Here is an 11,388-nt window from a genome sequence, read left to right as displayed (position 1 = left end):
GCCGTAATACTAGATAAGTGTTGTGGTGAGTGGTGTTCAGAGGTGGGCTGTTCCGATCTGAGGCGTGCCCGTGGGCCCCCTGGGGGGTGGGGGGCCGACCGGGGGGTCGGCACCCCACATCCCACCGGGCGCGGGCCCGTTGATCCATAGTCACCCCGGGGCCGTCGCACCCACCGCAGTGGGCCACCGGATCGGGTAAAGACCACCCCCGGATTCGGTAAGCCCGCACGACTCCGGGGCGGGGCGACAGCTCCCGTCAGCGGGCGCCGCCGTTGATGTACAGCGTCTGCCCGCTCACGTACGAGGCGTCCTCGCTGGCCAGGAAGGCCACCACCGAGGCGACCTCCTCCGGCTGCCCGACCCGGCGCAGCGGGGTCCGCTCGGCGGCCATCGCCTGGTGGTCCTCGGCGGAGGAGCCGACCCGCTCGGCGGTGGCGGCGGTCATCGCGGTGGCGATGTAGCCGGGGGCGACCGCGTTGACGTTGATGTTGAACGGGCCGAGCTCGATCGCGAGGGTGGCGGTGAGGCCCTGGATGCCGGCCTTGGCGGCGGCGTAGTTGGCCTGGCCGCGGTTGCCGAGCGCGGAGCGCGAGCTCAGCGAGACGATCTTGCCGTACTTCTGCTTCACCATGTACTTCTGCGCCACGTGGCTGCAGTTGTACGCGCTGGTGAGGTTGACGGTGAGGACGGCGTCCCAGTCGTTCTTCGCCATCTTGAAGAACAGGTTGTCCCGGGTGATGCCGGCGTTGTTGATCAGGATGTGCAGCGCCCCGAGGTCCTCGACGACCTGCGCGAAGACCGCGTCCACCGCGTCGTAGTCGGCCACGTCGCAGCCGTACGCGCGGGCGGTGCCGCCCTTGGCGGTGATGGCGTCGGCGGTGGCCTGCGCCCGCTCGGCGGTGAGGTCGACGACGGCCACGGTCGCGCCCTCCTCGGCGAGCCGGGCGGCGGTGGCCGCGCCGATGCCCTGGGCGGCGCCGGTCACCACGGCGACCTTGCCTGCGAATCGCGTCATCTGATCTGCCCTCAGTTCTTCTCGACGAGTACGGCGGTGCCCTGTCCGACACCGACGCACATGGTGGCCAGGCCGCGCCGGGCGCCGGTCCGGCGCATCCGGTGCAGCAGGGTGGTGAGGATGCGGGCGCCGGAGCCGCCCAGCGGGTGGCCGAGCGCGATCGCTCCGCCGCTCGGGTTGACCAGGTCGTGGTCGAAGCCGAGCTCGTTGACGCAGGCGAGCGCCTGGGCCGCGAAGGCCTCGTTGAACTCGGCCTCCTCGACGTCGCCGACCTGCCAGCCGGCCCGGGCCAGCACCTTGCGGGTGGCGGGGACGGGGCCGATGCCCATGACGTCCGGGTGGACGCCGGCCGAGGCGCCGGCGACGTAGCGGCCGAGCGGCTCCAGGCCGAGCCGGCCGAGCGCCTCCTCGGAGACCAGCAGCAGGGCCGCGGCGCCGTCGTTCATCGGCGAGGCGTTGCCGGCGGTCACGGTGCCGCCGGCCCGGAAGACCGGCTTGAGACCGGCCAGCTTCTCCAGGGTGGTGTCCTCGCGGATCGACTCGTCGGCGGTGACGGTGACCCCGTCCGGCCGGACGACGGGCAGCAGTTCGGCGTCGAAGTGGCCGTCCTTGCGGGCGGCGGCGGCCCGCTGGTGGCTGCGCAGCGCGAAGGCGTCCTGCTGCTCGCGGGTGACGCCGAAGCGCGCGGCGACCTCCTCGGCGGTCTCGCCCATGGAGAGGACGCCGTGCAGCTCCTTCATCCGCGGGTTGGTGAGCCGCCAGCCGAGCCTGGTGTCGAAGGTCTCCATCCGGTGCGGCATCGCCTCGTCGGGGCGGGGCAGCACGAAGGGGGCGCGGGTCATCGACTCGCAGCCGCCGGCGACGACGACCTCGGCCTCGCCGGAGCCGATCGCCCGGGCGGCGCTGGTGACGGCCTCCATGCCGGAGGCGCACAGCCGGTTGACGGTGGCGCCGGGGATGCTGTCGGGCAGTCCGGCGAGCAGCACGGCCATCCGGGCGGCGTTGCGGTTGTCCTCGCCGGCCTGGTTGGCGGCGCCCCAGTAGACGTCGTCGATGAGGGCCGGGTCGAGCTGCGGCACGTCGGCCAGCAGACCGGAGAGGACGGCGGCCGACAGGTCGTCGGGCCGGACGGTGGACAGCGCGCCGCGCAGCCGCCCGATCGGGGTGCGGCGGGCGGCGGCGAAGTAGACGGGACGCACTTCGTCGGGCTCCTGTTCTCGTGGGTTCTAGAACGCGTTGATGCCGGTCAGGGATCGCCCGATCAGCAGCTTGTGGATCTGGCTGGTGCCCTCGTAGAGGGTCATGACGCGCGCGTCGCGCAGGTACTTGCCGACGGGGTACTCGTCGATGAAGCCGTAGCCGCCGAACACCTGCAGGGCGTTGTTGGCGGCGCGCACCGCCGCCTCGCTGGCGTACAGCTTGGCGGTGGAGGACTCGGTGGCGAAGGGCAGACCGCGCTCGATCAGGTCGGCGACCTTCCAGGTGAGCAGCCGGGACGCCTCGACGTCGACGGCGATGTCGGCGAGCAGCTCCTGCACCAGCTGGTGGGAGGCGATCGGCTTGCCGAACTGCTCGCGCTCGCCGGCGTACTTCACGGCGGCCTCCAGGCAGGCCCGGGCGATACCGACGCAGCCGGCCGCGACCGACATCCGGCCCTTGGCGAGCGCGGACATCGCGACCCGGAAGCCCTGGCCCTCGGCGCCGAGCCGGGCGCCGTCCGGCACCCGGACACCGTCGAGGACGAGCTCGGCGGTGGCCTGCCCGCGCAGCCCGAGCTTGCCGTGGATCGTGCGCCGCTCGAAGCCGGGCAGTCCGGTCTCCACCAGGAAGGCGGTGATGCCGCGGTGGCCCTCCTCGCCGGTGCGGGCGAAGACCAGGGCGACCTCGGCCCAGGTGCCGTTGGTGATGAAGGTCTTGCTGCCGGTGATCAGCCAGTCGCCGCCGTCGCGGACGGCCCGGGTGGTCAGGTTCGCGGCGTCGGAGCCGGTGCCGGGCTCGGTGAGGGCGAAGCAGCCGAGCGCCTCGCCGGAGGTGAGCCGGGGCAGCCAGGCGCGCTTCTGCTCCTCGGTGCCGTACCCGGCGATCGACTTGCCGACCAGGCCGAGCGAGACGGAGACGATGCCGCGCACCGCGGAGTCGCCGCGGCCGAGCTCCTCCAGCACCAGGCAGTACGCCAGGTGGTCGCCGCCGCTGCCGCCGTACTCCTCGGGGATCGTCAGACCGAGGAAACCGAGCTTGCCGAGCTTGCCGACGATGCCGCGGTCCACGGACTCGGCGCGGTCCCAGGCGGCCGCGTGCGGCACGATCTCGCGGTCGGTGAAGGCCGCGGCGAGGTCGCGGACGGCGGCCTGCTCCTCGGACAGCTCAAGATTCATGGCGGCGGACGCTCCATAAACTAGCAGTGCAAGTTTTAATGGGAGCGTAGCCCCACCGCGCCGCCCGCGGAAGGGCCGCCTGCAAGAATGTGTGACACCCCACCCGATCGGAGGCCGCGACCGCATGGCCCGCCCGCGCACCCCGCTGCTCAGCCGCGAGCGGATCGTCGCCGCCGCGCTCTCCCTGGTCGACGCCGACGGCCTGGACGCGCTCTCCACCCGCCGCCTCGCCACCGAGCTCTCGGTCAGCGGGCCCTCCCTCTACAACCACTTCGCCACCAAGGACGACCTCCTCGACGCCGTCGTCGACAGCGTGATGGGCGAGGTCGACCTCTCGATGTTCGACGCGCCGGAGGACTGGCGCACCGCCCTGCGCGACTGGGCCCGCAGCTACCGCGCCGCGCTCGCCGCCCACCCCAACGTCGTCCCCGTCCTCGCCCAGGGCCCCGGCCGCCGCCCCAACGCGCTGCGCCTCGCCGACGCCGTCTTCGGCTGCCTGGTCGACGCCGGCTGGCCGCGCGGCCAGGCCACCCGGATCGGCGCGCTGATGCGCTACTTCATCACCGGCTCCGCCCTCGGCTCCTTCGCCGGCGGCTTCCCCGAGGACGCCGCCGTCTACGCCGCCGACTACCCCCACCTCGGCGAGGCCCACCTGCTCGCCGAACACCGCCGCGCGATCGACGAGGGCGCCTTCGAAACCGGCCTCGCCGCCCTCCTCGACGGCCTCGCCCTGCGCCACCCCGCGGCCGGCTAGGCGCTGTAGCGCAAAGGGGTAGCCCACCAGGGGCCCCCACGCGCCCCTGGTTTGTGCTTCTTCGCCGGAGACCGGATGCCCCCAAGGGGCGCGGGGAACTGCGCAGTCCGGGCGCGGTGCTCCCGACCACTCCGGCTCGCCCAGGTCCGTACGGTGGCAGCCATTCGAAGGGTGTCGTTCTCCCCTCCGGGTCACAGCCGCCCAGGATGCGTTTGCCCGACCAGACAGACGGTCATCACTGGCTGCTGTCCCCTCGGTCCGCCACCCGGAGCCCACCGTGCAGCCATCGCCCCGCCCGGCCCGCACCTGCCGCCGGCCCCTGCGCCCCGCCGCCGTCCTGGCCGCCGCCCTCGCCCTGACCGGCCTGCTGCCCGGCACCGCCCTGGCCGGCGGCCGAGGCGGAGGCCAGGACGGCGGCCGCCCGTCGCTCGACCGCGCACTGCGCGAGCTGGTCACCGCCCCCGGCGGCCCGCCCGGCGCCATCGCCGTCCTGCGGTACGGCGACCGCACCGAGGTCCACCGCGCGGGCACCGCCGAGGTCGGCACCGGCCGCCGGCCCCGCATCACCGACCACATGCGGATCGCCAGCGCCGCCAAGGCCTTCAGCGGCGCCGTCACCCTGCGGCTGGTGGACCGCGGCGCCCTCGGCCTGGACGACACCATCGGCGAACGGCTGCCCGACCTGCCCGCCGCCTGGCACGCGGTGACGCTGCGCCAGCTGCTGCAGCACACCAGCGGACTGCCCGACTACAGCGACTCGGCCGCCTTCCGGGCCGTCATCACCGCCGACCCGCACCACGTCTTCGACCCGCACCACCTGCTGGACTACGTCTTCGGCCAGCCGCTCGGCTTCGCCCCCGGCACGCAGTACCGGTACTCCAACTCGGACAACATCGCCGCCGCCCTGATGGCCGAGGCCGCCACCGGCCGCCCGTACGAGGAGCTCCTCGCCCGACTGGTGAACCGCCCGCTCGGCCTGCGCGAGACGACCCTGCCGCGCGGCTACGAACTGCCCGAGCCCTACCTGCACGGCTACGACGTCGTCCCGCCCGACCCACCGGAGGACGTCTCCACGCTGTTCGGCGCCTCGGGCGCCTGGGCCTCGGGCGGCATCGTCTCCACCCCCGCCGACCTGTCCGCCTTCATCCGCGCCTACGGCGGCGACGGCTTCCTGAAGCCCTCGACCCGGCAGCAGCAGACGGACTGGGTGCCCGGCGCCTCCGAGCCCGCCGGGCCCGGCACCAACGCGGCCGGGCTCGCGCTCTTCCGCTACACCACCCGCTGCGGCGTCGTGTACGGCCACACCGGCAACACCGCCGGCTACACCCAGTTCGCCGCCGCCACCCCGGACGGCCGCCGCTCGGTGACGGTCTCCGTCACCGAGCAGATCAGCCAGAGCACCCGGCCCGCGCTGCTCGTGCAACTGCGGGCGGTCGAGGAGGACTTCGTCTGCCGGCTGCTCAACGGCCCGGGACACTGAGGGCGTCGGCCGTCGCCAGTGCGGCCCGCACCTCGGAGGCCGGGTCGCCCTCGTGGTAGATCCGTTCGCTGCGCTCGATCCCGTCCAGGAACTCCTGGTAGCGGACGGCGTAGCCGAGGTGCACCAGCGGGGCCGCGAGCTCCAGCGCCCGCAGCGGGTCCGAGCCGGGGGCCGCCGCAGACCAGGCGGCGGCCCAGACGGACCGGACGTCCGCCCAGCGCTGCTCGCCGAGGAAGTCCTGCGGCCGCAGCCCGTCGAAGGCCGGATGCCCGAAGAAGGCGTCGGAGAAGTCGACCAGCACCGTGGCGCTGCCGTCCGAGCGGTAGTTGCCCGGGTGGAAGTCGCCGTGCACCAGGGTGAGCGGCAGCCCGCAGGCGTCCAGCGCGTCGATCACCGTGGGCAGGCCGTCCAGCAGTGCCCCGGCCCGCCCGCGCTCCTCGGCCGACAGGTCGTCCAGCCGGGGCAGCAGCTCCCGGGCCTGCTCCAGCACCCGCCGCGGCGAGCGGTCGCGCAGCCCGTGCGCCGCCGGGTCGGCGGCCAGTGCCGAGGCCAGCCCGGCCTGGACGGCGACGGTGCGTCCGACCGCGTCCAGCATGGCGTCCTCGGGCAGCCCCCAGCAGTCCTCGCCCGGCACGTGCTCCAGCAGCAGCCGGCCGGGCGCCGCGGCGATCACGCCGGGCACCAGGGCCGGGTCGAGCGAGGCGACCAGGGCGATCGGCCGGTGCTCGTCGGTGCCGAACGGCGGCGTGGTCTTCAGCCAGGCCGGCCCGTCCGCCGTGGGGATGCGGACCAGACCGGAGAGGTTCCAGCTCTTCACCTGCTCGGCGGGGCCGGTCGCCGGGCGGCCGCACGCGCGGAGCTCCTCCTCGGCCCAGGCCAGCGCGGCCCGCAGGCCGTCCGGGGTGGCCCAGGCGGCCCGCAGCGGGTCCTCCTCCAGCCGGACGGATCCCTCGTCGAGCACGGCCTCCGGCCGGCGCAGCGCCTCCGCGTGGTACACCACGTGCCCGCCGCGTCCGGCCTCCCCGCCCGCCACGGACACCAGGCGCAGCACCAGCACCGGCACCCCGAGCCGCTGTTCCAGCCCCCGCGCGACCGGCCCGACCTCCTGCCACCGCGGATGGTCCACCGGGAACGGCCCGACCTCCCCCAGCCTCTCGCCCTCGAAGGTCACCACTGCCGTCACACTGCGCTGCACACTCTGTTCCACCCGCGCATTGTGACCACCCGTCATCCCTCCGGCCAGCGATTTTCCTCGCCGCTGCTCAGGGCGCCCCCGCGTCGCCGGGCAGGAAGGCCGGCCGCAGGTCCGGGTCCACCGGGTCGTAGTACCGGTGGTACACCGGCGTCAGCCCGCCCGAGACCGGCGGCACGATCCAGCTCCAGTCCGCCGGTGTGGGCCGCCCGTGCCGCCGTTCCCGCGCGACGTGCGCGAGGAAGCGCGCCGACTCCGTGTGGTGGTCCGCCATGGTGACCCCGGCCCGCTCGTAGGAGTGCAGGACCGCCACGTTCAGTTCGACGAGCGCCCGGTCGCGCCACAGGCTCCGCTCCGACCCGGTGTCGAGGCCGAGCTGCCGGGCCACCTCGCCGAGCATGTTGTACCGGTCGGCATCGGCCAGGTTCCGGGCGCCGATCTCCGTCCCCATGTACCAGCCGTTGAACGGGGCCGCCGGGTAGCGGACGCCGCCGATCTCCAGGGTCATGTCGCTGATCGCCGGCACGGCGTACCACCGCAGGCCGAGCCCGGCGAACCACGCGTGGTCGGGATGCCGCAGCGGCACCTCCAGCACCGCGTCGTCCGGCAGCTCGTACCAGCGCGGCTCCTCGCCGGGCCGGTGCCGGATCATCAGCGGCAGCACGTCGAACCGGTCCTCGCCGCTCTTCCAGCCGAGCCCGCGGGCGAGTCCGGCGAGTGCGGCGCCGGCCGGGTCGCCGATCCAGCCGCCCGCCCCGTCGGGGTGGCCGGCGTAGCGGACGAGCTGCTGGTTGAGGATGCGCGGGGCGGGCCGCCCCGGCCGGTCCGGGGCGAAGACGGAGACCACCGGGCGGATCCGGCCGCCGTTGGTGGCCGTCCGCAGGTGCTCGAAGCACTCCTCGGCCATCGCGTCGGGGGTGTCGACGTGCCGCAGGTCGCGGACGACGAGGCTGCGCCAGTAGAGGCGGCCGATGCAGCGGGCGGCGTTGCGCCAGGCCAGCCGGGCGCCGAAGGCGAGTTCCTCGGCGGTGTGCCGGTAGCTGCCGGTCCGTTCGATCTCGGCGAGCACCTGGCGGACCCGCGGGGCGGGGTCGCCGGTGCCCGGCTGCTCGCGGTGGAACTGGCGGACGAAGGCGACGGCCTCGCCCGCGAGCGCCCCGGTCGGCGGCGGTGCGGCCGCGGCCGGCGGGGCCGGCGGCTGAGGTGCGTGCTGGTGGGCGTAGGGGCAGGCCGCGGCGGGTCTGCGGGTGGCGCGAATCCGGCGGAAGATCAAGGACACATCCCTCCCTGGCGTCATGGGTACCGGATGTGCCGGGTCGGGCGCGGAGAGTGCGCGATTGTGCCGCGTCCCGCCGCGGCGGCCGCTATGGTGCCCCGCCCCCAGCCCCGCCGCTGTCCGGCGCGGTCGGCCGGACACGGCGGAGGGGCGCCCGCACCCCGCGGACGCCCCTCGACTCCCGGAGGATCAGCCCATGTCCTCCAGGCGGATGCCCTTGGTCTCCTTCATGAAGCGAGCCACGAAGACCATCGAGCCGAGCGCGAAGGCCGCGTACAGGGCGTAGGTGGCCGAGAGGTTCCAGCGGGACATCGCCGGGAACGACACGGTGATCGCCCAGTTGGCCAGCCACTGCGCGGAGGCCGCGACCGACAGGGCGGCGGCACGGATCCGGTTGGGGAACATCTCGCCGAGCATCACCCAGACGACGACGCCCCAGGAGAGCGCGAAGAACAGCACGAACAGGTTGGCCGAGACCAGCGCCACCGTGCCCTGCAGGTCGGGCAGGGTGACGTCGTCGCCGGTGCCGGTGGCGGAGGAGAACGCCCAGGCGGCGGCGCCGAGGGTGACGGCCATGCCGGCCGAGCCGATCAGCGCGAGCGGCTTGCGGCCGATCCGGTCGACGAGCAGGACGGCGATCGCGGTACCGGCGATGTTGATCACCGAGCCGATGAAGCTGATCATCAGCGAGTTGCTCTGGTCGATGCCGACGGACTGCCAGAGGATCGACGAGTAGTAGAAGATCACGTTGATGCCGACGAGCTGCTGGAAGACCGAGAGGCCGATGCCGACCCAGACGATCGGCAGCAGCCCGGCCCGGCCGCCGAGCAGGTCGCGGAAGCGCGGCCGGTGGTCGGAGTCGATCAGGCCGCGGATCTCGGCGATCCGGGCCTCGGAGTCCGTCCCCTCGCCCTCGACCTCGCGGAGCACGGAGCGGGCCTCGTCCAGCCGCCCGGCGGAGATCAGGAAGCGCGGGGACTCCGGGATCATCGCCGACATCACGAAGTACAGCACCGCCGGCAGCACGCAGATGCCGAGCATCCACTGCCAGGCCTCCAGGCCGAGCAGGCTGCCGCGGGTGTCGCCGTCCGCGGCCTCGGCGAGCAGCCAGTTGACCAGCTGGGAGATGGCGATGCCGAGCACGATGGCGGCCTGCTGGAAGGAGGCGAGCCGGCCGCGGTAGCGGGTCGGGGCGACCTCGGCGATGTAGGTCGGGGCGATCACCGAGGCGATGCCGATCGCGGCGCCGCCGAGGACGCGCCAGGCGGCGAGGTCCCAGGCGGAGAAGGGCAGCATCGAGCCGACGGCGCTGAGCGCGAACAGCACGGCGGCGGCCTTCATCACCCGGATCCGGCCGTAGCGGTCGGCGAACCGGCCGGCCAGGGCGGCGCCCACCGCGGAGCCGAGCAGCGCCGAGGAGACGATCAGCCCGGTGACGCCGTCCCCGATCCCGAACCGGGCCTGGATGCCGGAGACGGCGCCGTTGATCACCGAGCTGTCGTAGCCGAACAGGAAGCCGCCGAGCGCGGCCGCCGCCGTGATGAAGACCACGAAGCCGAGCCGGTCCGGCGACTGCGCGCGGGCCGCTACGGGCTGTTGGGTGACGCTCACGATCACTGACTCCTGTGTACTCGACATTGAGAGAGGCGTCAGGATCGTACCCCCGGTCTGTTCATCACATGTACGCACTATCCGGTTATTGGGGCAAACCCTTCCGGACGAGCGTTCAAGAGCCGAATCGTATGAGGATTCAGCCGGCTCAGACGGGCTCCGACAGCGACAGCCCGAACCGGCCCTCGGCGTCCGTCCACCAGTGGGTCAGCCGCAGGCCGGCCGCCGCCAGCTCCCGGGCCACCCGCTCCCGCCGGAACTTCGCCGAGACCTCGGTGCGCAGCTCCTCGCCCTCGTCGAAGTGCACCGGCAGGTCGAGCGCCGGGATCTTCACCGTCTGGTCGCGGACGGAGCGCAGCCGCATCTCGATCCACTCCTGCTCGGTGTCCCAGAACGCCACGTGCTCGAAGGCGTCCGGGTCGAAGTCGGCGTCCAGCTCCCGGTCGAGCACGTTCAGCACGTTCTTGTTGAACTCGGCCGTCACCCCGGCCGCGTCGTCGTACGCGGCGACCAGCACCGCCGGGTCCTTCACCAGGTCGGTGCCGAGCAGCAGCGCGTCGCCCGGCTCCATGGCCGCCCGCAGGGTGCGCAGGAAGCCGGCCCGCTCGGCGGGCACGAAGTTGCCGAGCGTGCCGCCGAGGAAGGCCACCAGTCTCGGCCCGCCGCCGGGCGGCAGCCCGAGCCCCTGGGTGAAGTCGGACAGCACCGCGTGCACGTCGGTGCCCGGGTAGTCGGCGATCAGCGCCTTGCCCGCGGCCTCCAGCGCGCTCTCGCTCACGTCCACCGGCACGTACCCCCGCAGGCTGCCGATCCCGTTCAGCGCGTCCAGCAGCAGCCGGGTCTTCTCCGAGGAGCCCGACCCGAGTTCCACCAGGGTGCGGGCCCGGGTGAGCGCGGCGATCTCGCCGGCCCGGTCGGTCAGGATCTCCCGCTCGGCCCGGGTCGGGTAGTACTCGGGCAGCCGGGTGATCTCCTCGAAGAGCTCGCTGCCCCGCGCGTCGTAGAACCACTTCGGCGGCAGCCACTTGGGACTCGCGGTCAGGCCCCGCTGCACGTCGTGCCGTAGCGCGTGGCTGAAGTGGTCGGCGGGCAGCAGGCGGGTCAGGTCGAAGGTGCTCACGGCGAGTCGTCCTCTCGCGTCGGGCGGCCGGACCCGGGTGCGGGCCGGTCGCTCTCCTCCTCGGTGCGCCCCGGTCGGGCGGACTCCTGTGCGGCGGGCGCCGGTCCGGCGCGGTCGATGGGGTGCAGCGCCACGCCCGCCGGCCCGGCGAGCAGCAGCGTGCGGTCGGGGACCTCGGCCCAGCCGGGTCCGTCGTCGTACGGCTCCGAGGCGACCACCACGCCCGGGCCGGAGCGGTGGAACAGCGTGTCGCCCCAGGCCGTCGCGGCGATCGAGGTCCCGTCGGTGACGAGCAGGTTGAGCCTGGCGTCGCCGTACTTGGCGGCCTCCCGGACGGTGTCGGCCAGCGCCTCGCCCAGCTCGGCGCCGGTGCGCAGCCTGGCCAGCAGCAGCGCCCACAGCAGGGCCGAGTCGCTGCGCGCCTCCAGCGCCATCAGGTCGGCCGGCGGCAGGGTGGCGGCGAGCGGGCCGTACCGCTCCGGCCAGCCCGGCAGGGCGCCGTTGTGGCTGAACAGCAGCCGCCCGGCGGCGAACGGCGCGGCGGCGGCCTCGCCGGGCGCGCAGC

General features: G+C 74.0%; 9 protein-coding genes and 1 pseudogene. 2 read left to right on the top strand and 8 right to left on the bottom strand.

What is annotated here, in order from left to right; genetic code table 11:
• Positions 1–256: 256 nt before the first annotated feature.
• The 3 genes from fabG to ABZ641_RS15560 are packed head-to-tail and all read right to left on the bottom strand — an operon-like array spanning position 257 to position 3,390.
• The gene (gene fabG / locus ABZ641_RS15570; protein WP_344625475.1) at positions 257–1,015 is read right to left on the bottom strand and encodes a 3-oxoacyl-ACP reductase FabG; all 759 of its coding nucleotides are present in this window, start codon (positions 1,013–1,015) and stop codon (positions 257–259) included.
• 11 nt (positions 1,016–1,026) lie between these two features.
• Positions 1,027–2,214 (bottom strand): acetyl-CoA C-acyltransferase, encoded by a 1,188-nt coding sequence (locus tag ABZ641_RS15565; RefSeq protein ID WP_359982199.1) that lies wholly within the window; start codon positions 2,212–2,214, stop codon positions 1,027–1,029.
• Positions 2,215–2,241: 27 nt separating this feature from the next.
• Positions 2,242–3,390, bottom strand: coding sequence for an acyl-CoA dehydrogenase family protein (locus ABZ641_RS15560; RefSeq protein WP_344625473.1), 1,149 nt, complete (start codon positions 3,388–3,390; stop codon positions 2,242–2,244).
• A gap of 124 nt (positions 3,391–3,514) precedes the next feature.
• Here ABZ641_RS15560 and ABZ641_RS15555 point away from each other — a divergent pair, with 124 nt between their 5' ends.
• Together ABZ641_RS15555 and ABZ641_RS15550 are read left to right on the top strand one after the other, a co-directional pair.
• Positions 3,515–4,144, top strand: coding sequence for a TetR/AcrR family transcriptional regulator C-terminal domain-containing protein (locus ABZ641_RS15555; protein ID WP_344625472.1), 630 nt, complete (start codon positions 3,515–3,517; stop codon positions 4,142–4,144).
• A gap of 277 nt (positions 4,145–4,421) precedes the next feature.
• The gene (locus ABZ641_RS15550; protein ID WP_359982196.1) at positions 4,422–5,624 is read left to right on the top strand and encodes a serine hydrolase domain-containing protein; all 1,203 of its coding nucleotides are present in this window, start codon (positions 4,422–4,424) and stop codon (positions 5,622–5,624) included.
• Here ABZ641_RS15550 and ABZ641_RS15545 read toward each other — a convergent pair.
• The 5 genes and pseudogenes from ABZ641_RS15545 to ABZ641_RS15525 all read right to left on the bottom strand — a co-directional run.
• A complete protein-coding gene (locus ABZ641_RS15545) occupies positions 5,605–6,831 on the bottom strand; it encodes an aminoglycoside phosphotransferase family protein (RefSeq protein WP_359982193.1) in 1,227 nt (408 codons plus the stop codon). The genes ABZ641_RS15550 and ABZ641_RS15545 overlap by 20 nt on opposite strands.
• A 55-nt stretch (positions 6,832–6,886) precedes the next feature.
• Positions 6,887–8,095, bottom strand: coding sequence for a nitric oxide synthase oxygenase (locus ABZ641_RS15540; protein ID WP_359982190.1), 1,209 nt, complete (start codon positions 8,093–8,095; stop codon positions 6,887–6,889).
• Between the two features lie 186 nt (positions 8,096–8,281).
• Positions 8,282–9,730 carry a sugar porter family MFS transporter gene (locus tag ABZ641_RS15535; RefSeq protein ID WP_359982188.1) on the bottom strand — a complete coding sequence of 483 codons (1,449 nt, stop codon included), beginning with the start codon at positions 9,728–9,730 and terminating at the stop codon, positions 8,282–8,284.
• 121 nt (positions 9,731–9,851) lie between these two features.
• Positions 9,852–10,823 carry an L-histidine N(alpha)-methyltransferase gene (gene egtD, locus ABZ641_RS15530; protein ID WP_344625467.1) on the bottom strand — a complete coding sequence of 324 codons (972 nt, stop codon included), beginning with the start codon at positions 10,821–10,823 and terminating at the stop codon, positions 9,852–9,854.
• Positions 10,820–11,388: pseudogene (locus tag ABZ641_RS15525) on the bottom strand (class II glutamine amidotransferase); the annotation flags it as partial. The gene egtD and the pseudogene ABZ641_RS15525, both read right to left, overlap by 4 nt.

This window comes from Kitasatospora sp. NPDC007106 (genome assembly GCF_040634455.1).
Taxonomy (GTDB): domain Bacteria; phylum Actinomycetota; class Actinomycetes; order Streptomycetales; family Streptomycetaceae; genus Kitasatospora; species Kitasatospora arboriphila.
The sequence above is the reverse complement of the archived record's forward strand: the minus strand, read 5'-3'. Positions and strand labels throughout refer to the sequence as shown.